This is a genomic window from Streptococcus sp. (assembly GCF_030528045.1).
Taxonomy (GTDB): Bacteria; Bacillota; Bacilli; order Lactobacillales; family Streptococcaceae; genus Streptococcus.
This window is the reverse complement of sequence record NZ_JAUMZR010000021.1, coordinates 1-19,695: the sequence shown is the minus strand read 5'-3', so window position 1 is coordinate 19,695 and position 19,695 is coordinate 1. Positions and strand designations below refer to the sequence as shown.

The 19,695-nt window shown below is 41.7% G+C and carries 23 protein-coding genes; all 23 read left to right on the top strand.

All coding sequences use genetic code 11. The annotated features are described in order from the left end of the window. Positions 1–8: 8 nt before the first annotated feature. Positions 9–1,190, top strand: coding sequence for a phage major capsid protein (locus Q4A91_RS05435; protein WP_303209587.1), 1,182 nt, complete (start codon positions 9–11; stop codon positions 1,188–1,190). Positions 1,191–1,198: 8 nt separating this feature from the next. After that, a complete protein-coding gene (locus Q4A91_RS05430) occupies positions 1,199–1,480 on the top strand; it encodes a head-tail connector protein (protein WP_303209586.1) in 282 nt (93 codons plus the stop codon). Then, positions 1,480–1,824 (top strand): head-tail adaptor protein, encoded by a 345-nt coding sequence (locus Q4A91_RS05425; RefSeq protein WP_303209585.1) that lies wholly within the window; start codon positions 1,480–1,482, stop codon positions 1,822–1,824. Before Q4A91_RS05430 ends, Q4A91_RS05425 begins: the two co-directional genes overlap by 1 nt. Continuing rightward, complete coding sequence (locus Q4A91_RS05420; RefSeq protein ID WP_303209584.1) at positions 1,811–2,179, top strand: HK97 gp10 family phage protein; 369 nt, start codon at positions 1,811–1,813, stop codon at positions 2,177–2,179. The genes Q4A91_RS05425 and Q4A91_RS05420 overlap by 14 nt, the downstream gene beginning before the upstream one ends. Continuing rightward, a complete protein-coding gene (locus Q4A91_RS05415; protein ID WP_303209583.1) occupies positions 2,176–2,493 on the top strand; it encodes a hypothetical protein in 318 nt (105 codons plus the stop codon). Before Q4A91_RS05420 ends, Q4A91_RS05415 begins: the two co-directional genes overlap by 4 nt. Before the next feature lie 14 nt (positions 2,494–2,507). Then, positions 2,508–3,086, top strand: coding sequence for a major tail protein (locus tag Q4A91_RS05410; RefSeq protein ID WP_303209582.1), 579 nt, complete (start codon positions 2,508–2,510; stop codon positions 3,084–3,086). Between the two features lie 2 nt (positions 3,087–3,088). Next, positions 3,089–3,508 carry a hypothetical protein gene (locus Q4A91_RS05405; protein ID WP_303209581.1) on the top strand — a complete coding sequence of 140 codons (420 nt, stop codon included), beginning with the start codon at positions 3,089–3,091 and terminating at the stop codon, positions 3,506–3,508. Positions 3,509–3,546: 38 nt separating this feature from the next. Further along, entirely contained in the window at positions 3,547–3,672 is a 126-nt protein-coding gene (locus Q4A91_RS05400) for a hypothetical protein (RefSeq protein ID WP_303209580.1), read from the top strand. A gap of 23 nt (positions 3,673–3,695) precedes the next feature. Then, the gene (locus tag Q4A91_RS05395) at positions 3,696–6,812 is read left to right on the top strand and encodes a phage tail tape measure protein (RefSeq protein WP_303209579.1); all 3,117 of its coding nucleotides are present in this window, start codon (positions 3,696–3,698) and stop codon (positions 6,810–6,812) included. Continuing rightward, positions 6,809–7,537, top strand: coding sequence for a phage tail protein (locus Q4A91_RS05390; protein ID WP_303209578.1), 729 nt, complete (start codon positions 6,809–6,811; stop codon positions 7,535–7,537). The genes Q4A91_RS05395 and Q4A91_RS05390 overlap by 4 nt, the downstream gene beginning before the upstream one ends. Then, the gene (locus Q4A91_RS05385) at positions 7,537–10,830 is read left to right on the top strand and encodes a phage tail spike protein (protein WP_303209577.1); all 3,294 of its coding nucleotides are present in this window, start codon (positions 7,537–7,539) and stop codon (positions 10,828–10,830) included. The genes Q4A91_RS05390 and Q4A91_RS05385 overlap by 1 nt, the downstream gene beginning before the upstream one ends. 12 nt (positions 10,831–10,842) lie before the next feature. Continuing rightward, complete coding sequence (locus tag Q4A91_RS05380; protein WP_303209576.1) at positions 10,843–11,064, top strand: hypothetical protein; 222 nt, start codon at positions 10,843–10,845, stop codon at positions 11,062–11,064. Next, positions 11,054–11,395, top strand: coding sequence for a hypothetical protein (locus Q4A91_RS05375; protein ID WP_303209575.1), 342 nt, complete (start codon positions 11,054–11,056; stop codon positions 11,393–11,395). The genes Q4A91_RS05380 and Q4A91_RS05375 overlap by 11 nt, the downstream gene beginning before the upstream one ends. Next, positions 11,392–11,793, top strand: coding sequence for a holin family protein (locus Q4A91_RS05370; protein WP_303209574.1), 402 nt, complete (start codon positions 11,392–11,394; stop codon positions 11,791–11,793). Before Q4A91_RS05375 ends, Q4A91_RS05370 begins: the two co-directional genes overlap by 4 nt. A 1-nt stretch (position 11,794) precedes the next feature. Then, positions 11,795–12,745, top strand: coding sequence for a LysM peptidoglycan-binding domain-containing protein (locus Q4A91_RS05365; RefSeq protein ID WP_303209573.1), 951 nt, complete (start codon positions 11,795–11,797; stop codon positions 12,743–12,745). A gap of 144 nt (positions 12,746–12,889) precedes the next feature. Continuing rightward, entirely contained in the window at positions 12,890–14,113 is a 1,224-nt protein-coding gene (locus Q4A91_RS05360) for a recombinase family protein (protein WP_303209572.1), read from the top strand. Beyond that, entirely contained in the window at positions 14,058–15,365 is a 1,308-nt protein-coding gene (locus Q4A91_RS05355) for a recombinase family protein (RefSeq protein ID WP_303209610.1), read from the top strand. The genes Q4A91_RS05360 and Q4A91_RS05355 overlap by 56 nt, the downstream gene beginning before the upstream one ends. Before the next feature lie 188 nt (positions 15,366–15,553). Beyond that, on the top strand, positions 15,554–15,928 hold the full coding sequence (locus tag Q4A91_RS05350; RefSeq protein ID WP_303209571.1) for a helix-turn-helix transcriptional regulator: 375 nt from the start codon (positions 15,554–15,556) through the stop codon (positions 15,926–15,928). Beyond that, positions 15,918–16,448: an ImmA/IrrE family metallo-endopeptidase gene (locus tag Q4A91_RS05345; protein ID WP_303209570.1), complete on the top strand. Its 531-nt coding sequence runs from the start codon at positions 15,918–15,920 to the stop codon at positions 16,446–16,448. Before Q4A91_RS05350 ends, Q4A91_RS05345 begins: the two co-directional genes overlap by 11 nt. Then, positions 16,442–17,233: a DUF4417 domain-containing protein gene (locus Q4A91_RS05340; RefSeq protein WP_303209569.1), complete on the top strand. Its 792-nt coding sequence runs from the start codon at positions 16,442–16,444 to the stop codon at positions 17,231–17,233. Before Q4A91_RS05345 ends, Q4A91_RS05340 begins: the two co-directional genes overlap by 7 nt. Beyond that, positions 17,233–17,565, top strand: coding sequence for a hypothetical protein (locus Q4A91_RS05335; RefSeq protein ID WP_303209568.1), 333 nt, complete (start codon positions 17,233–17,235; stop codon positions 17,563–17,565). Before Q4A91_RS05340 ends, Q4A91_RS05335 begins: the two co-directional genes overlap by 1 nt. A 58-nt stretch (positions 17,566–17,623) precedes the next feature. Continuing rightward, on the top strand, positions 17,624–18,589 hold the full coding sequence (locus Q4A91_RS05330; RefSeq protein ID WP_303209567.1) for a DUF4365 domain-containing protein: 966 nt from the start codon (positions 17,624–17,626) through the stop codon (positions 18,587–18,589). An 11-nt stretch (positions 18,590–18,600) separates the two neighbouring features. Next, positions 18,601–18,999, top strand: coding sequence for a hypothetical protein (locus Q4A91_RS05325; protein WP_303209566.1), 399 nt, complete (start codon positions 18,601–18,603; stop codon positions 18,997–18,999). Positions 19,000–19,695: the final 696 nt, after the last annotated feature.

Sequence of the window (19,695 nt, the reverse complement as noted above, 5' to 3'; positions counted from 1 at the left end):
GAAGAACCATGGGAAACATTCTAGAATTAAGAGAAAAACGAGCACAGGTATGGGAGAAAGCAAAAAACTTCCTGGATACCTGTCGGGATGATAAGGGGCTGGTTTCTGCAGAAGATACGGCCCGTTATGAAGAAATGGAAGACGAGGTTGTTCGCCTTGGTAAAGAAATTGAACGCTTGGAGCGGCAGGAAGCACTGGATAGAGAATTAACCAGTCCAGTTAGTCAAGCGATTGTTGCTAGTCCAACCGTAGGCGGAGGAAATCCAAAAGGCGGACGTTCCTCTAAAGCCTACAACACAGCTTTTTGGAACAATATCCGTAAGAAAAATTTCTATGATATTGAAAATACCCTCAGTATTGGGGATGACTCACGTGGCGGTTATTTGGTTCCAGATGAATATGAGAAACGCCTGATCCAGGCTCTTCAAGAAGAAAACTTCATGCGGAGTCTCGCAACGGTCATTCAGACTTCAAGCGGAGAGCGTAAGATTCCAGTTGTGTCAGGGAATGGTGAAGCGACTTGGATGGATGAGAACTCTAAGTTCAAGGAATCAGAAGATACCTTTAGTCAAGTAACGCTTGGTTCTCATAAGGTTGGGACAGCTATTAAGATTTCTGATGAGCTGCTCTATGATTCCGTCTTTGATTTGGAAAGCTATATGGCTAATGAATTTTCTCGTCGTATTGGTGTGAAGGAAGAAGAAGCTTTTCTGATTGGTGATGGAACAGGTAAGCCAACTGGAATTTTTCAAACGGTCACTGAAGGGGCGACTAGTGGTGGTGCGACGATTACCTTTGACGATGTCATGGATTTGTATCACTCGCTTAAATCACCTTATCGGAAAAATGCAGTATGGATTTTGAACGACTCCACCGTAAAAGCTTTACGGAAACTCAAGGACAATAACGGCAACTATATCTGGCAGCCATCTGTTCAAGCTGGTGTACCAGATATGATTCTGAATCGTCCTTATTTCACCTCTAGCTTTGTGCCAACCATTGATACAGGTAAAAAAGTTTTGGCTTTCGGTGACTTTTCTTACTACTGGATTGCGGACCGTCAAGGACGTTCCTTTAAGCGCCTGAATGAACTCTATGCAGAAAGCGGTCAAGTTGGCTTTCTTGCTAGTCAGCGCGTGGACGGCAAGTTGATTCTGAATGAAGCAGTTAAAGTCTTGACAATGAAATGAGGCTTCTCATGAAGATTAGTTTGGAGGAAGCAAAGAACTATCTGAGAGTCGAACACTCAGAGGATGACAACTTGATTCAAGTCATGATTTCTGCCAGTGAAGAGTTGTGTTTCAGTATCCTACGCAAGAATCTGGAGGAAGTGACGGAAGAAAAAGAAATCGACTTCCTTCAGACGATTGTTTTGTTTGGGACAGCTTATCTTTATGAGCATCGGGAAGAAGGAGGGCAGGAAAGCTTGGTAGAACTCCTCAAAGCTCTTCTTTCTGCCCACAGAAGGGATGTATTCTGATGAAAATAGCCCCGTTAAGCAAACGAGTTTTCTTTGAAAAACGAGTGATTGTGCAAGATGCTATTGGCAATGAAAGCAGTCAGTGGCAGCCACTGTTTTCCAGGTGGTGTTCCTGCAAGGTGCTTCTTGAAACGGAAGGCACTGGAACAGTAATGGTAAAGAATATTCATCAGTTACGCTTTACGCTGCGCTACGACCCTGCTATTCAAGAATTGGATAGCAAGATTACTCGTCTTCGTTTTGAGGAGAAGCTTTATAATATCAAAGCCATTGATTCGTTGACTTATCCTCAGAAGATAATCTTAATAGATGCAACAGAGGAGGCACAATATGGCAACCATTGACCCATCTGAATTAGCTCGGGCTGTTCAAAAGGAGTTAGAGGATTATGTGGAAAGGTCTACTGAAACAGTGAAAGTAGTGGTGAAAGAGAGCACGAAGGAAGCCGTCAATGAGTTAAAGCAAGGTTCTCCTAAAAAGCGGGGGAAATATGCTCGAGGCTGGACCTCTACTGCGACGAAGGAAACCAATTTAGCACTGACAAAAACGATTCATAATCGGACACCAGGACTGACGCATCTCTTAGAAAATGGACATGCTAAACGAGGGGGTGGAAGGGTCGAAGGTATTCGGCATATTGCTCCTGTTGAAGAAAAGATGATTCAGAAATTTGAAGAGCACTTAAAGGAGAAATTATGAAGAGGGCTGAATGGTTTCCGTTCTTTCGTAGCTTTGATTTGCCATGTGCATACCACCATTTTGAGGAGGGCCATAGTCCAGCTCCTCCCTTTTTGGTGTATTGGTTTCCAGCTTCTCAGAATTATGGAGCAGATAATCAGGCCTATTACAAAGGAAGTCAAGTACGACTGGAACTCTATACCGATAAAAAAGACCTTGAACTAGAAGAGGAAATAGAAGCTGCACTCGACAGTCATTCTCTCTTTTTTGACAAGGAAGAAACCTACCTGGATACAGAAAAGCTGTATCAGGTCATTTATCATTTGGACCAATAGAAAGGAATAATCCGATGGAGAAAAATAAAGTCACCTTTGGTTTGCAGGATGTCCATTGGGCAGAAGTAACCAAAGAAGGAGATGATGGGGCGCTGACCTACGGGACAGTGGAGCGACTCCGGGGTGCCGCAGAGCTGACCTTGGAGCCACAAGGGGATTCTGGTTCCTATAAGGCAGACAACATCAATTTTTATACGACAGAATCTAACGATGGTTATGAAGGTACTCTAAAACTAGCACTCTTAACACAGGAGTTTTTGACTCGTGTTTTGGGAGAAAGTATTGATGCGCAGAGCAAAGTCATTTCAGAAATCGCAAGCAGTGAGAAGAAAAACTTTGCTTTGATGTTTCGATTTGAAGGGGATAAGAAAGAAACGCTTCATGTTCTCTACTATTGTTATGCAAGCCGGCCAACAGTCGCTTCTAAAACCAAGAGCGGTTCAGACATTAATGAAGTGGAATTGAAATTCAAAGCTAGTCCTCGGCCGCTTGATAAGCTAGTCCGTCGCAGAACAACAGAGGATACACCGGAAGATGTTAAGAAAACTTGGTTCACGAAAGTCTATGAACCAGCTTCGAAACCAGGAGGTTAATCATGAGGAAAACGATTCAGTTATCAGGTAAGAACATTGAGTTAGCTACTAATGCTTACACACCGATTGCCTATAAAAAAGAATTTGGGAAAGATTATTTTCAGGATCTGTTTCAAATGTTGCAGGCAGAGTCGATTCTAAAAAAAGCTGAACAGCTAGAAGAAGGCAAAACTTTATCTGCATCGGATGTGGATATGAGCATGTTGGCGGATTTTGATATGACGTTTTTCCACAGGCTCTTTTGGGTTTTTGCCAAATCAGCTAACCCATCTATTGAACCTTTTGAAGAGTTCTTTATGGACTTAGAAGAATTTCCGCTTCAAACAGTAGGACCGGTCCTGATGGAATTGTTAAATCAAGGAATGACCACCAGAAAAAAGTCGATGCGTCGGAAGAAGCGAGTAGCGAAACCTTCACGGTAGAATCCTATCTTCACTGTTGTAAAGAGACGGGGCTATCCATGTCTGATTTAAAAGAGATAACGATTGGCATGGCCTTGGACTATCAGACAGACTATGTTGAAGTGCGTACCAAAAAGGAAGATAAGACCCGTAAGGCTAACCAGACAGACTTTGATAATTTTTGATGTGGCGGTAAGGAGGTGACGGTATGGCTGGAACGATTAAAGGAATCACAATTGAAATTGGAGGCGATACCCAGCCCTTACAAAAAGCTCTAAAAGGGGTGAACCACGAAGCCTTAGAAGCAAGCCGAGAGCTGAAACAAATTGATAAGGCACTAAAATTTGACACAGGCAATGTCACTCTCTTAACTCAGAAACAAGAGGTTTTAGCCAAGCAAGTTCAAACAACCAAAGAGAAGCTAGAGACACTACGTCAAGCCCAATCTCAGGTAGAAGTTCAGTTTCAAAGCGGGAAAATCGGAGCTGATCAGTATCGGGCTTTTCAAAGAGAGGTCGAAATCACTCAGAACACTCTCAAAAGCTATGAGAATAAGCTGGAGGGTGTCAACCGAGCTTTGGAACAAAATGGCTCTAGTGTCACCAGCAACAAAAGTAAACTAGCTGCTTTAGGAGTTGAACAAAATCAACTAGCTTCAGAGAGTGAGAAAGTCGCTTCCTCCTTTAAGTTGCAAGAAAGTCAGCTAGGTCGTAATGCCAGTGAATCTGAAAAACTGGCCCTTGCTCAGAAAAAGGTTGCGGCTCAGTCAGAGATTGTCGAGAAACAGATTGCCATTTTAGAACGGCAGTTAGAGTTGACCAAGGCCGAATACGGTGAGAACTCAGTTGAAGCCAATAAACTAGAAAAGTCACTCAATGAAACCAAGACAGCTTATCATCATCTGCAAGATGAGATGAGCAGCATGAGTGGGGCAAGTGATAATGCTAACCACAGCTTAGCAGAAACTAACAATCTTCTAAGGTCTGAGATTCTAGCCAATTTCAGTGAAAAACTGAGCGAAATCAGTCAGAAGCTGATTGACTTCGGAAAAGCAACACTGGAAGCTTTTCGAGAAGTGGACGAAGGGATGGATATCATCGTCACCAAAACCGGTGCCAGCGGAAAAGCACTGGATGAGATGACAGATATTGCAAAAGGCATTGTGACTGAAATTCCAACGAACTTTCAAACAGTGGGCAGTGCTGTTGGTGAGCTTAATACCCAGTTTGGGTTGACTGGTGATGCCTTAAAGGACGCTTCTGCGACTTTGATTAAGTACGCAGAAATCAATGGTTCGGACGTGACGGAATCAGCTGTTTCTGCAAAACAAGCTATTGAAGCTTATGGACTTGAGACGAGTGATTTAAATCGAGTCTTAGATACTGTCACTTATACGGCCCAGGCGACTGGAGTCAGTGTTCAGGATTTGATGAACAAAGCTATCCAAGGTGCTCCACAAATTAAGGCTTTAGGACTTTCGTTTGATGAGGGTGTGGCTCTTATGGGGCAGTTTGAAAAAAGTGGGGTCGATTCTTCGGCTGCTCTTTCTTCTCTCTCCAAAGCAGCAGTCAACTATGCAGCTAAAGGAAAGACACTGAGTGAAGGCTTAAAAGAAACGGTCGAACAAATCCGAAACAGCACTAGTGAAACGGAAGCCTTAACGCTTGCATCCAGTATCTTTGGTACTAAAGCTGCTCCACGGATGGTGGATGCCATTAAGCGGGGGGCTCTATCTTTTGATGATTTAGCAGGAACCGCAGAAAAAGCAAAGGGAGTGGTTGCTTCCACCTATGAAGCAACACTTGACCCTATTGATCAGTTCACCTTAGCTCAAAATGCAGCTAAAGAGGCCATGGCCGAAGTTGGAGGAGCGATTGCAGAAACCCTAGCTCCGTTTCTCCAACAACTTGTTCCGCTTTTAAAAAGTGTTGCGGAATGGTTCGTGAATCTTCCGGAACCTGTGCGGGAGTTCATTCTGGTTGTGGGTGGACTGGTGACTGTTGCGGGTATTCTCTTACCCATTATTGTAGCCTTACAAGCTGCAGCTTTAGCTCTTGGGACGACGATTGTAGGGATGTTAGCTGCGGCTGCTCCGATTGTAGGGATTGTACTTGCGGTGATAGCGGCTGTTGCTTTATTGGTCATTGGTATTAAGGAACTATGGGAACATAATGAAGCTTTCAGAACGGCTGTTACGGATGCTTGGAATGCTATCTATTCAGCCGTTTCTTTCATCGTTCAGCAAGTCGTAGACTTTGTGATGGAAATTTGGGGAACCTTGGTTTCTTGGTGGCAGGAAAATCACCAGTTGATTCAAGATGTTGCAACAACTGTCTGGAATGCAATTTCGACGGTAATCACCACCATTATGGATTTAATTGGGCCTTATCTAACAGCCGTTTGGGAGAATATCAAGCTCGTTGTCACAACAGCCTGGGATATTATCAAAACAATAATAGAAACAGTCCTAAACGTTATTCTTAGCATTATCACATTGGTTATGCAGGTAATTACTGGGGATTGGTCTGGCGCCTGGGAAACCATTAAGCAAATTGTATCTACCGTATGGGAAGGGATTCAGTCCATCATTGGCACCGTTCTTAATGCCATCTGGCAATTTATAGTGAATAGCTGGAACGGTATCAGAGATAGTGTTTCAAATATTCTATCAGCCCTTTCTTCTTTATTTTCATCCATTTGGAATGCCATTCAATCCACGGTGACAGGGATTGTTCAGGGGATTGCAAACACACTATCCAACATCTGGAATGGTATCTTGCAGACCATATCAAATGTCCTAAACAACATCTTCTCAACTGTTCGAAATATTTGGGATGGAATCAAAAATGCCATTTCTGGAGCGATTGATGAGGCTAAAAATGCCGTATCCTCTGCCATCAATGCCATAAAGAATCTCTTTAATTTTCATATCTCTTGGCCGCATATTCCTTTGCCACACTTTAGTGTCAGCGGGTCGGCCAATCCGCTTGATTGGTTAAAGGGGGATATTCCACGGATTGGGATTGAATGGTATGCCAAGGGTGGGATCTTAACCAAGCCAACCATCTTTGGCCTAAATGGTACGAATCTCTTAGCAGGAGGGGAGGCAGGCAGAGAAGCGGTTCTTCCCTTAAACAGAGAAACATTGGGTCAGATTGGTCGTGGAATTGCTTCTACCTTTGATGCTCTGCCACAGATTACCATTACGATTTCAGATGTTGTAATCAGAGAAGAAGCGGATTTAGAACGTTTGGCAGAACATGTAGCAGGAAGATTGGCAGATGAACTCGCTAGGCAAAAACAACTGAAAGGATTGGGAATATGATTCGATACAATGAGTTGGTGATTGATGGGGTGCATACCTCCTCATTTCCCTTTAAGGTGATTGTAGAAAACAGTCCACCAATTGTCATGAAAGGCAGCAAGACTCAGCTCCTTGAGCATAGAGGAATCAGTGGTGCTATAATGGAAACCAACAAGCATCGCAATGTGATGGAGTTGGCATTTAAGATTTATGTGGTCAAGCCAAGTGAAGAAGAACTCTTCCAGTTTTTGACACTCTTTTCTAAAGAGCAATTTTGGCTGGAGAGCGAGCAATTACAAACGGTTCGTCTTTGGTGTTATAAGGTGCTGGTCTCAAAGATAGAAAAGGATAAGCATGGTGTTTATGAGTTAGAAGTAAGTTTTCAATGCCATCCCACAAAATTCTTTAAAGATACAGATAGTCAGTCATTCACTCAAAATGGTGCTTTGCGAACGAAGGGGTCGGCTTTGGCTTTCCCCAAATTGACAATAGCGGGAAACACCTCAACTGAAACCAGTTTTACGATTGGCAGTCAGGTTATTCGTTTGGAGAAAATAGAGTCTGGTGAAAGACTGGTGATGGATAACAACCCTGACAAACCAAGTTTTAGAACCTCATCAGGAAAAAGAATCAAGTGGTCTGGTGATTTTTTGATGATTGACCCTTCAAAAGATAAAACAGTGGGTGTCGTATTGGGGTCTGGGATTCAGTCCATTCGTTTTGAGATTGTCTGGGGGTGGGCTTAATGCTTTATTTATTGGATAAGGAAGTACAGACCGTTAAATGGAACGGTATCCCTCTTTATGAAGCGGTATCTGCTAGGGTAGAGGAAACGTTGAATGGAGATTTTACCTTAACCCTCAAGTACCCTATAACGGACAGCCATCTTTATCGGCTATTGAAAGTAGATAAACTGATTAAGGCTCCTGTCCCTGAATTGGGAGAACAGCTTTTTCGTATTAAAAAACCAGTTGAGATGGATGACTACGTGGAGGTACTGTGCTATCACATCACGGATGACATTCTACAGCACTCCATTAAGCCAATCGGAAATTCTCAAGTCGGCTGTATGACGGCCTTATCTAATATGGTCCAAGCAGCCAAGACAAGTCTTGGGCCTTTTTCTTTCACTAGTGATATTGTCAAACACAGGGATTTTAATACGACTGAGACAACTACGCTTTATAACGTCTTGCTGGATGGTGCTCATTCCATTGTCGGAACCTGGGAAGGGGAACTGACTCGAGATAATTTCTCATTCTCTATTCAAGAGCATCGAGGACAAAATCGTGGCGTCATTATTACGACTCATCAGAATCTAAAATCCTACAAGCGGAATAGAAGCTCTCAGAATGTCGTGACCCGTATTCATGTTCATTCAACCTTTAAACCAGAAGGAGCTAAGGAGGAGAAGACGTTAACCGTAACTGTTGACAGTCCTTTGCTTAGTGCTTATCCCTATATCAACGAAAAAGAGTTTACGAATAACAATCTCAAAACCCTTGAGGAATTGCGAAAATGGGGAGAGAGTAAATTCTATCATGACAAAATTGACCGAGAGCAGGATGCCATTGTGATAGAAGCCTATGAGCTAGATGGTCAAACGGTTCATTTGGGAGACTGGGTCACTCTTAAAAGTCGAAAGCACTATGTGGATTTGTTAAAGCAGACTGTGGCTTATGAATATGATGCGCTGGCCAAAGAATATATCTCATTGACCTTTGACGATAAAGTCAGAGAAGGTGGCCATAATACCTCTTCAAAATTGACGGCTGCAGCACATTCCATTTTGAATCTTGCCCAAGGCAGTCAAGAGTTGATGATTGAACGAGCCTTGAAAAATGCCAATCGGGCCTTTGAAGCTGCTTTTGAGAAGCAAGAGAACAAGGTACTAGACGGCATTGAAAAGGCAAAAGCAAAGGCAGAAGAAATTGCAGCTCAGACTCGTGATCAGATTCAGAGTTCGTTTACTGCTTTTACGAAAACGACAGAATCCACGCTTCAAGCGATTTCTCAAAAGTCAGAAGAAGCCTTAGGGAAGGCAGGAGCTACTCAGCAAGTTCTGAACAAAGTCCAAGAAGTGACGAATCGAACAACAGCAGAACTGACAGCTTTTCAAACTGAAACTCTTCAGAAAATGGGAACATTTGTCAGTAAGACAGAAGTCAAGCAAACACTATCTGGCCTTGAAACAACTCTCCAACAGGTTCAGGGGTATGTTTCAAAAGATGGAGAGCGGAGAGAACGGTTTGAGCAGTATGTACGGACAGAAACAGCTAACCAAGCTAGCGCTGTTCGAGAGCAGGTTGCTAAGGATTATGTCGCAAAATCTGTTTATTCTGAAGATGTAAAAGGCTTGAATCGTCGTTTTGAAAGTCTGCGTGTGGGGGGACGTAATTATATCCGTCATTATGATTTTGATGGCCTGTTGCCCCTTACTTCCAATATGTCCGAATGGAAGTTTGAACGGTTGCCAGATACGAATGCTAAAAGTGGCTACCATCTCAAAGCTACCTGTACAAAAGCTGGGAATGGTGGTTTTCATAAGCCTATTTTTGACATGAGAGGAACGGAATGGCAAGGGGAGAAGATGGTTTATGCAGCAGACATGAAAGCTAGCCGTTCGACTGTGGTTCGCTTTGGTTTTGAGACAGGCGGTGTTTCAACAGTGACGCTTCAAACTGACTGGCATCGGTTTGTCCATCCCTTTACCGTGAAGTTCGAGAAATTTTGGTCCTGGGTTTGTTATTCAAATGGCTGGCAGGTTGGTGACGTTCTCTACATTCGAGACCCACAATTGGAAGATGGGACAATTGCGACATCACCGAGTCCAGCTCCAGAGGATGACCGGCAGTACACAGAAACCAAGATTGCTTCTTATTCTCAAACAGTGGAGGGACGCTTTTCAGAAATCATGCAGGCAGTCAATGGCAAGACCAACAGCAGTGATTTTCAAAAGGTTCAGGAAACAGTCAATCTGTACTCGCGAGTCATTGGTTCACAAGAAGATACCGTTAAACATAACCTGGCCCAGATTGTTTTGACTGATTCTTCCTATGTGACCAAGGTGACGGATTTGACCCAGAAGGTATCAACTGTTCAAACTCAGCTGGCGAATAGTTGGTCGGTTCAGCATTTAACTTCTAGTGGTAGAGTTTTAAACAGTATTAATCTCCTAGCAGACGGTCGGAATTGGATTCATGGACGACTTACTCATATTACTGGTGAAACGTGGATTGACCATGCTGTGATTAAGTCAGCCATGGTGGATAAGTTAAAGACAGCCAACTTTGAATCGGGATCAGTCACAACCGCAATCTTAAGTGCAGAAGCAGTGACGGCTGAGAAACTGAAAGTAGATGATGCCTTGTTTAACAAGTTATCTGCGACCGAAGCTTACTTGAGGAAACTTTTCTCAAAGCATGCCTTCATCAGCCAGGTGCAGTCGGTAACTTTATCTGCGAACAAGATATCTGGTGGTATTCTAACAGCCATTAACCGAGCTATGGAAATCAGTCTCAATGCGGGTCAGATTTTGTATTATACAGACCAAGCAGCATTGAAACGAGTTCTAGCCGGTTATCCAACTCAGTTCATTAAGTTTGCGACAGGGACTGTGGATGGCAGAGGAAGAGCAGGTGTAACCGTTATTGGCTCGAACCGGTGGGGAAGTGAAAGCTCGAATGATGGTGGTTTTGTTGGAATCCGTGCTTGGAATGGAACTAATGTAGATTCACTTGATGTGGTTGGGGATGAATTGTCTTTTGCCAGTTCGGCCTATGATAACAAAGATGGATGGGTTATGACAACAACAGGAAAACTTCAACTGCGACCGAGCAGAAAACAGGATAGGAGAGATTCCACAATTAATGTGGGTGATGTTTGGCTCTATTTAGATACAAGCGGTAACTATGTCTCACTTCACGAGGTATTACAACGTATGTCTAATAGCATTGGAGCACTCTATGAGTATCGAGCGAATCAAGGAGAAGGGCATCCAGCTTGGTGGGATACCAGAAGCTTAGTGGGACGTTTATAAGAAAGGAAACAAATGAATTCAGAAGAAATTAATCAGGCTCTTCGTTTAACCATTGAAGAGCTGACCAGAAAACTGGCTGATGAGGTGACCTCAAAGAACCTCTTAGCTATTCAATTGACTCAGAAAGAGGAGGCCTATCAAGCCCTCCAAAAGGAAAAGGAAGAATTGGAAATAGCACTTGATGAAGTGACAGCTCCAGCAGAAACAAATGGAGGTAAAAAAGATGGAGAATAAGGAATTATTACCTGACCTCAGCCAAATCACGGAACCCTTTGATTTGGCTGCAGCGCTCACCTATATGCGCGAGAATGGAGAATTCATTCGCTGTAAGAGTGAGGGCGAGGACTTTTATATGTACCGGGAAGTTCAAAAGCGTCCGGTTATTAAAGGAGGCCGTCGGCAATTCAAAGAAGTCGAAACGGTAGGTGCATTGACCCAGTGGGGAGCGACAGTCTCTACCATGAATCTGTCGGAGTTATTCCATAAGAATTTTTATATCATGCAGTTTGATGAGAAGGGAAATCCAGACTGGAGTGAACCTCATAGAAAGGAAAATGAATCATGAAGCAGTTAGTTTTTGCGAATAAAGTTCTCTTTACTACGGTAGGCGGACTAATTGGAAGTGTCTTTGGCGATTGGGATGGTTTTATTTTTGCATTGATTGTCTTTATCACTATTGATTATATCAGTGGGTTGATGGCAGCCGTTGTTGAAAAGAAACTATCCAGTGCAGTTGGTTTTCGAGGACTCTTTAAAAAGGTTGTGATTTTGATGCTGGTGGCCATGGGGCAGATTATTGATACCCATATCTTGAAACAGGGGGGTATTATCCGCACAGCCGTTATTTTCTATTACCTGTCTAATGAAGGCCTCAGCATCATTGAAAATGCGGCCCGGATTGGTTTATCAGTTCCAGAAAAACTCAAGCAGACCTTGAAACAATTAAAATCGGAGGAAAAATAAGATGGCTTTATTTGGAGTAGATATTAGTGAGCACAATGGTTTTATTGACTTTGATCAGTTGAAGAACAATGTTGACTTTGTCATTATTCGTTCATCCTGGGGCAGCTTTGCGGAAGACCTGCGTGCACGGCGAAATGCATCTGAATGTGAGCGGGTTGGCATTCCGTACGGTTTTTACCATTATAGCTATGCCCGAAACTTGGGAGAAGCACAAGCTGAGGTCAATGCCTTTTTGAACTTTGCTCGTCAATTCCATCCTTCTATGCCGCTTTATATTGATATGGAGGATGCGGACGGATGGAAAGCTAACAATGGGGGCGTAAGCTGGGAAACCTCTACGGCTATCTGCCGACTGTTTTGTGACAATGTAGAAGCCGCTGGTTACTGGGCTGGTGTCTATGCAAGCCTGTACTGGTTCCAGAATATGGGTGACTTGTCCCGCTATACGAATTGGGTAGCTCAGTGGCAGGTGGCTGCTTGTACTGTTCCAACAGATATCTGGCAGTTTACCAGTGATGGAATTGTTGGCGGTATCAGTGGCCGAGTGGATTCCAACTATATGTACCGGGACTTGCGTTCTGTTTATACTGGACAGGTGCCAGAACCTCGGCCAGAAGTGCCACAGCAAGCAACAGCCCCAGCGTTAACTGGGACTTACACGGTTCAAGAAGGGGATACTTTATCGGCTATTGCGGCTCTTTATGGGACAAGTTATCAGGAATTAGCCGCTATCAATGGAATTGCCAATCCTGACTTGATTTATCCGGGACAAGTCTTGCAGGTGACTGGAAGTGCGCAAGCACCTAGCAGCACCACTTATACAGTTGAAAGTGGCGATACGCTTTCAGCCATTGCGGATATGTATGGCACGAGCTACCAACACTTAGCGGCTATCAATGGAATTGAAAATCCAGATTTGATTTACCCCGGTCAAGTGTTACGAATTGAATAAAACGCTAAGGTCTGTGTGGAACCCTGCATGCAGGCCTTTTACATAGACAGCATTTCAACCAGAAAAATGCTTGAATGAGTGGGCTGGATACTTGATAAATTCAGCCTTTAGAGTGATATATAGTAAGGAAGAAAGGAGAGTGGAATGAAGCCGGAAAAGAAACGAGTTTGTGCTTATGCGCGGGTTTCAACCATGACAGAAAAGCAACAAGACTCCCTCACCAATCAGCAAGCCTACTATAGTCATCTCTATCAAAATAAAAAAGATGTCAACTTTATCGGAGTTTATTATGATCAGGGGATTTCGGGAAAACTGGCCAAACGTCCAGGCTTTCAGCAGATGCTGGAGGATTGCAGGGCCGGAAAGATTGATGTGATTCATACTAAGTCCATTTCCCGTTTTGCCAGAAATACGGAGTTACTACTTGAAGTAAGCCGAGAGCTGAAAGCCATCCAGGTGGATATCTTCTTTGAAGAACAAAATCTCCATACCTTGTCAAATGAGGGGGAAGTCATGCTTACGGTTCTTGCCAGTTACGCAGAAGAAGAACTGCGGAATATGAGTGAGAACCAACGCTGGGCTTTTCAGAAGAAGTTCCAGCGAGGAGAGCTAGTGATTAACACCAAGCGCTTCTTAGGCTATGACAAGGATGAGAATGGTGAGTTAATCATCAATCCTGAAGAAGCTAAAATCGTCAAACGGATTTATAACCTTTATTTATCTGGCAAGGGAGTTCATGCCATCGCAAAGCTTTTCAATGAAGAGAAAGTTACTACGGTAGACGGTGGGCAGTGGTATTCAAGTACCATTACCAATATTCTAAAAAACGAAAAGTATAAGGGAGATGCAATCCTGCAAAAATACTATTTCGCAGAAATCAAGGCCAAGCAACGCCTCAACCAAGGTCAAGTTCAGCAGTATCTGATTACGGATAACCATGAAGCCATTGTATCCAGAGAAGATTGGGAAGCCGTTCAAAAGCGTCTGAAACAGAATCGAAAGGCAAACCTAAGCATTGATTACAACCGACGATATCCTTTGAGCGGCTTATTGAAATGCGAGCATTGTGGCTCTACTTTAAAACGGCAGAAGTACTACAAAGGAAAGGTTGTATGGGTCTGCAGCAAGTACATCCGAGAAGGGAAAGCTTCCTGCATTGGCATGCGCGTGCTAGACAGTGCAGTCCAGGATTGGAGTATCCATGAGCCCACAGTGGTAAAGGAGGAGAACATCAGTGGCAAAAAACATTACAGTTATTCCTGCCAAGAAAACGATACAAGTCGAGCAGGAACAGCACATTCAGAAAATTCGGATGGCGGCCTATTGCCGAGTGTCCACAGACCAAGACGAACAGCTATCAAGCTATGAGAATCAGGTTCGGTATTACAAAGAGTATATTCGGCAGAATCCTCTCTACGACTTGGTTGATATTTATGCGGATGAGGGGATTTCAGGAACCAATACCAAGAAACGTATAGAGTTTAATCGGCTAATAGCCGACTGCCGAAAAGGCAAAGTGGATAGAATCATTGTGAAATCTATCAGCCGTTTTTCCAGGAACACGCTGGACTGCTTAAAATATGTCCGAGAGCTTAAAGAGCTAGGAATTGGGGTCACCTTTGAAAAGGAGAATATTGACAGCCTGGATGCCAAAGGAGAGGTGCTTTTGACCATTCTTTCTTCCTTGGCTCAAGATGAATCCCGGTCTATCTCAGAGAATGCGACTTGGGGGATCCGAAAGAAGTTCGAACGAGGCGAGATAAGAGTCAACACAACCAAGTTTGTAGGCTACGACAAGGGCGAGAATGGAAATCTTATCATCAATGAGGAGCAAGCCAAGATTGTCAGACGAATCTTTCGGGATTTTTTACAAGGAGAAACGCCAGAAAGTATAGCAAGAACACTGAAAGAAGAGGGAGTTCCAGGATGGAATGGAAAAGTTAACTGGTATCCGACTACCATTCAAAGAATGCTTCAAAACGAGAAGTACATGGGAGATGCCCTCTTGCAGAAAACCTATACGGTTGATTTTCTGACTAAAAAGCGCAGTGAGAACCAGGGACAAGTCAATCAATACTATATCGAGGGCAACCATGAAGCCATTATTAATAAGGAAGAATGGGAGTTGGTTCAGCTCGAGATTGAGCGAAGAAATCAGTTTAGACAGGACAATCACATCAATTTTTACATTATCCAGTGCGAACAAAACCCATTCACCTGCAAGGTATTCTGTAAAGAATGTGGAGGTCTATTTGGCAGAAAGAACTGGACGACGAGCAGAGGGAAACGGCCAGTCTGGCAATGCAATAACCGATATAAGGTAAAAGGAATTCAGGGCTGTACCAATCGTCATATTGATGAAGAAACATTGCAGCAGGCTTTCCTCAGGGCTATTGAGGTTCTTCGAGAAAATAAAGAAAAGCTACAAGAGAAGTGGGATAACTTTAGGGAAGAACAAAAGCTGGAGAAATACTATGCGACTCAATTGGAGGAGTTGCTGGGCAGTGATCAGGAAGAATTCAACGGAAGAAAGATGTGCCAGGTACTTGAGAAGATTAGCCTTGGTGAAGACGGCAGCATTACCGTTAAGTTTTTAGAAGGAACAGAAGTAAATTTATAAGGCCATAGCTAAGAGAGGAAGTGCTCATGCTATGGCCTTTTTATTTTTGTGAAATACGATTTATTATCTATTATGATTGTGCAGCAATTTAATTAACCATAATTTTAAAACAATTAACCTAAAAGGTTGACAAAAATTAGGAAATGGTTTATAATTATATTATAAGAGGTAAAATGGAGGAAAATAAAATGATAACAGAATATGGAAAATTCCTAAGGAAATTAAGAATAGACCAAGGCCAAATCCTCAAAACAATGGCAGAAAAGCTAGGTGTCAGCTCAGCCTTTTTATCAGCTGTAGAGAATGGTAAAAAGAAAATCCCAAAAACTTGGGAAGAAAAACTAGTAAAGGAGTACAAGTTGGACGGAGAGCAGTTAGCTGAATTGAGACGTTCCCAGCAAGATAGCCAACAGTTGATTGAAATCAATCTGGAAATGTTAACTGATGCACAGAAAGATACAGCATTTGCTTTTGCGAGAAGTCTTGAAAGATTTGATACTCAAGATTTATCAAAACTTGCTAAATTTTTTAATAAGAATCCGGAGGAAGTTAATGACCTATAATTATAAAGTAGCCCCATGTTCTAGATTAGAAATTCGAAACTATGCTGATTATTTCCGCGATAAGACAGAATTGTCTAATGAACTTGCGTATCCAATTGTGGAGGTTTTTGAATTATTGGCGGAAACTGGATATTATGATTATGAGATTGTTCCAATTGAAGATATGCCTAATAACTATGGAGAAACTCTCAAAGGTGAAAACTTAATTCGTATTCGTGAAGATATATATGAGAAAGCTTGTGAAGATGATGGATTTTCCAGATCCACAATTGCTCACGAACTTCTTCATTTTTTTAAACATCGTCAAGAAGAGATAGTTTTTTGTCGCACGGTTGAAGAAATGAACAGTAGAAAAGCCTACGAAGACCCCGAGTGGCAAGCCAACTGCTTCGCGGGAGAATTATTGGTTCCAAAAAGACTAGTTAAAAATTTGTCTGTTGAAGAGATAGTAGAACAATGCAAAGTGACACAAGCAATGGCTAGTTTTCAACTCGCGCAATATGAAAAAGAAGGTTGGTAAAAGAAAAAGCCTTTGAGTGGGGACTCAAGGCTTGGATAGAGCGGCTGGGTAAACCGACATATACACTATTAGTTTACCATAGTCGCCTTGATATTTCAATAGAAAGGTTTTACTCTATGGTAAAAGTTCAAGGTAACCGAAAAGGTTGCAAAGACGTTTTTAATGCGTTCCTAGTGAAAGATGCTACTTATGCAGGAAAAGAAGAAATTCCGATTATTAGGCCTTATAATGGCATTTTGCCGGAAAAGATGGTTCTATTTTCAAAAAGACATCAAACCACGGAGAAATTTTCATGGTTATGTTTTTATGAGGATGATTATAAATTTGAAAATCTTTGGAGAAATCCAAAACTTCATTTAGACACACTTTCTAAGTTTGAAGGAGTTATCCTTCCTGACTTTAGTTTATTTAGAGATATGCCGTATAACATGCAAGTAAATAATATATACAGAAGTCGTGCTATAGGTACCTGGCTTCAATCAATGGGAATTCCAGTCATTCCAAATATTCGTTGGGGGGATGAGAGAACTTATGATATTGCTTGCCTAGGTATATCAAAAGATAATGTGATTTCTGTTGGCTCGCATGGTCAGATGAAAGATTTAGATGACAGGCATCATTTTATCGACGGACTTGATTATGTTGTTGATAAACTTCGGCCTCATACAATTCTTGTATACGGTGCCTTACCAGATGATGTATTTGATTGGTATCGTCTTCAAGGAATTAATATTCTTCACTATCCAAGTGATACTTCGTTGGTTTATATGCAAGGAGGTGCCTAATGGGGACTGGATTTCACGGAGGATTTGGTAGAACAATAGGTACTGAGGCATTTGAATTTCATCAATCGGAAATTCCAGAGAACTCCTCATTACCAGATTTGATTAACCAAAGTAGTTCTGGTATAAAGGTAGATGACTTGTATGTCGAGCTAATTACTAACTATAAGGGATTTCAAAAAGGCTTAGTAGGAATAGTACTTTCAGAAGATGATAGTGATACATATAAAGTGAAATTTTTTACTCATGAAAATGAGATTCTGATTATCATTACGGTACCAAAATTACTATTGCGTCGCATTAGCTTTACGGAATTCAAAGCATATTTTATATAGTGTTTTAAAATAATATTTACATATTTTGGTAATACAAATTAGTCAAAGGGAAATACTTATGGCAAATTCGACTGAAAGAATTGGAATACACCACTGTGCCAAGATCGCAGAAAGCAATAAATGGATGTTTCGAGAACAACCAATAGATGATGTTGGTATAGACGCTCATATGGAATTTATTGACAATATGAAACCCAAGCAATTGATTGCATTGCAGATAAAGTCCGGGTCAAGCTGGTTTAAAGAAAAACGTGGTAATAGTATTATTTTTAGGGGTATTAACGAGAGACAGTATAATTACTGGACTATGAATTCTCTCCCTTGCATAGTTGTTTTATTTAACCCTGAGGATGATACATGCATTTGGCAAAAATTAACCACTGAAACCATTGAACGAACCAATGATGGGCAAGGAAAAGGATTTTTTGTTAAGGTTCCGTTGGATCAGGTTTTTTTAAACGAGTCTTCTAATAATATTCTGCTTTCCTATTCTAATTTACCCCAACATGTACAGAACTATAACTTTTTACTTTCTCAGAAAAAATTTATGGAAATTATTCAAAATGATGGTGAAGTAAAGTTGTATTCAAATGAATGGGTTAATAAATCAAGTGGCAGAGGCGAGACGAAGTTAATTGTCAATGATGGAAATGAGACCAAAGAGTATTTGTATCCGTATTGGTTTCCATTTACTCCCTACACAGAGGTTTTTCCTAAGCTATTTCCCTGGGCTCATTTTTCTGCTGACGAAGAATTTTTTGAAGAGAATGATATAGAATTATGGAGAGACCTTCATTGTTATTATGATAAAGAGGAAGATGAGTGGGAAGTTGTTGGCGATACATTTGAGGATTTTCGTAAGAAGTTGAACCCAATGCGTTGCATTAATCATGCAGGGGAGGTTGCGGAGTATATGTTGGTACTTAGCTTAAATGAACTTGGAAATTCGTTCTTGACAGTTAACCAGTTTGTAAATCAAAATCGCCCATATGCTGATGCAAGACCGAAATCAAAAGATATATAAAGGAAATTATTATGAAGAAACTTAGACTCAACGATGGGATGACACAAGCCCAAGCTGTTGACGGATATAAACTAGTTCCTACTGAAAAGTATGTAATAAACCTAGAAGAAGAGATGGAATTCTCAATAGCAATTATGCAATCTATTTATACTATGGGTTTTCCACCAGCGCTCAAAAATTGGCATGCATGGCTGTTTGAAAATGGTTTTAGTACTGAGTTACCGAATCCAACTAATGAGTTTGTGGCAAGCTATTATGGTGTAAAGCCTCTTTGGAAGACACCTTATTCCATCGGCATTGTTGTAAAGGCAGAGCATGATGATGACTATTACATTGTTATGGAATGTAGTGGAAAAAATAGGGGCTTCAATCATACACAAATTATTCTTACTCCGGGTGGGTGCATGTAGATTTAGAAGTTATTAAAACATGGTTAATCAATAACTTTAGGTACCATTACGTTTAATGATTTAATTAAAATATTCAGCCCCTCTTTATTTCGTTTCACAGTATAGGAAGCTAACGTCAGCACACGTGGAGTGTGTGGCTCTGCTCGTGAAAGCCTAGAAACTTTTTAGCGAAAGGCTTTATGAAGTCTCTGGAAACAATGGCTTTTTGGCTTTAGTGGGGATATATCAAAGTAACTATTTAAGTTGAAGTGGTTGGAATTATACTATTATGTTTGGTTGGAGTCATCAGATTTATTTCCATAGACGGCTAGTAGGTATGTTAATGTCTATTGTCTTATTTCTTAAAAAGATTTTTTGGAAAAATATTGTCCACCAATGTTTCCGAGTATCTCAAGGAGAAGATTGACCAGCCTTTCTATGAGGCAATGGACAAGGCGGGGGATAAGCTAAGCTGGAAGCTCTCAGTATCCGGCATTACAAGACGACCAATATGGTTGGTGGTTATAAACGAACGGAAGTCGTCGCGGACTCCTACGGTCATCAGATAGGGACGAGAGAAGTCACCTCGAATGAAATTGGGATTGACGAACTCTATAAAATAGAGAGTCCCTATAAAGTCGCTCTCCAACAAAGTGAATCGATTACACTAAACTAGACAGAAATTATAAAGTGTTCTACACTGATAAGAAATAGGAG

What these genes read in the sequence shown, in the direction of transcription:
- Q4A91_RS05345 (WP_303209570.1), top strand. Translation starts at nt 15,918, where the DNA reads ATGACCTATAATTATAAAGTAGCCCCATGTTCTAGATTAGAAATTCGA.
- Q4A91_RS05410 (WP_303209582.1), top strand. Translation starts at nt 2,508, where the DNA reads ATGGAGAAAAATAAAGTCACCTTTGGTTTGCAGGATGTCCATTGGGCA.
- Q4A91_RS05375 (WP_303209575.1), top strand. Translation starts at nt 11,054, where the DNA reads ATGGAGAATAAGGAATTATTACCTGACCTCAGCCAAATCACGGAACCC.
- Q4A91_RS05360 (WP_303209572.1), top strand. Translation starts at nt 12,890, where the DNA reads ATGAAGCCGGAAAAGAAACGAGTTTGTGCTTATGCGCGGGTTTCAACC.
- Q4A91_RS05370 (WP_303209574.1), top strand. Translation starts at nt 11,392, where the DNA reads ATGAAGCAGTTAGTTTTTGCGAATAAAGTTCTCTTTACTACGGTAGGC.
- Q4A91_RS05390 (WP_303209578.1), top strand. Translation starts at nt 6,809, where the DNA reads ATGATTCGATACAATGAGTTGGTGATTGATGGGGTGCATACCTCCTCA.
- Q4A91_RS05405 (WP_303209581.1), top strand. Translation starts at nt 3,089, where the DNA reads ATGAGGAAAACGATTCAGTTATCAGGTAAGAACATTGAGTTAGCTACT.
- Q4A91_RS05330 (WP_303209567.1), top strand. Translation starts at nt 17,624, where the DNA reads ATGGCAAATTCGACTGAAAGAATTGGAATACACCACTGTGCCAAGATC.
- Q4A91_RS05385 (WP_303209577.1), top strand. Translation starts at nt 7,537, where the DNA reads ATGCTTTATTTATTGGATAAGGAAGTACAGACCGTTAAATGGAACGGT.
- Q4A91_RS05350 (WP_303209571.1), top strand. Translation starts at nt 15,554, where the DNA reads ATGATAACAGAATATGGAAAATTCCTAAGGAAATTAAGAATAGACCAA.
- Q4A91_RS05425 (WP_303209585.1), top strand. Translation starts at nt 1,480, where the DNA reads ATGAAAATAGCCCCGTTAAGCAAACGAGTTTTCTTTGAAAAACGAGTG.
- Q4A91_RS05435 (WP_303209587.1), top strand. Translation starts at nt 9, where the DNA reads ATGGGAAACATTCTAGAATTAAGAGAAAAACGAGCACAGGTATGGGAG.
- Q4A91_RS05415 (WP_303209583.1), top strand. Translation starts at nt 2,176, where the DNA reads ATGAAGAGGGCTGAATGGTTTCCGTTCTTTCGTAGCTTTGATTTGCCA.
- Q4A91_RS05325 (WP_303209566.1), top strand. Translation starts at nt 18,601, where the DNA reads ATGAAGAAACTTAGACTCAACGATGGGATGACACAAGCCCAAGCTGTT.
- Q4A91_RS05380 (WP_303209576.1), top strand. Translation starts at nt 10,843, where the DNA reads ATGAATTCAGAAGAAATTAATCAGGCTCTTCGTTTAACCATTGAAGAG.
- Q4A91_RS05395 (WP_303209579.1), top strand. Translation starts at nt 3,696, where the DNA reads ATGGCTGGAACGATTAAAGGAATCACAATTGAAATTGGAGGCGATACC.
- Q4A91_RS05400 (WP_303209580.1), top strand. Translation starts at nt 3,547, where the DNA reads ATGTCTGATTTAAAAGAGATAACGATTGGCATGGCCTTGGACTATCAG.
- Q4A91_RS05335 (WP_303209568.1), top strand. Translation starts at nt 17,233, where the DNA reads ATGGGGACTGGATTTCACGGAGGATTTGGTAGAACAATAGGTACTGAG.
- Q4A91_RS05420 (WP_303209584.1), top strand. Translation starts at nt 1,811, where the DNA reads ATGGCAACCATTGACCCATCTGAATTAGCTCGGGCTGTTCAAAAGGAG.
- Q4A91_RS05355 (WP_303209610.1), top strand. Translation starts at nt 14,058, where the DNA reads ATGGCGGCCTATTGCCGAGTGTCCACAGACCAAGACGAACAGCTATCA.
- Q4A91_RS05430 (WP_303209586.1), top strand. Translation starts at nt 1,199, where the DNA reads ATGAAGATTAGTTTGGAGGAAGCAAAGAACTATCTGAGAGTCGAACAC.
- Q4A91_RS05365 (WP_303209573.1), top strand. Translation starts at nt 11,795, where the DNA reads ATGGCTTTATTTGGAGTAGATATTAGTGAGCACAATGGTTTTATTGAC.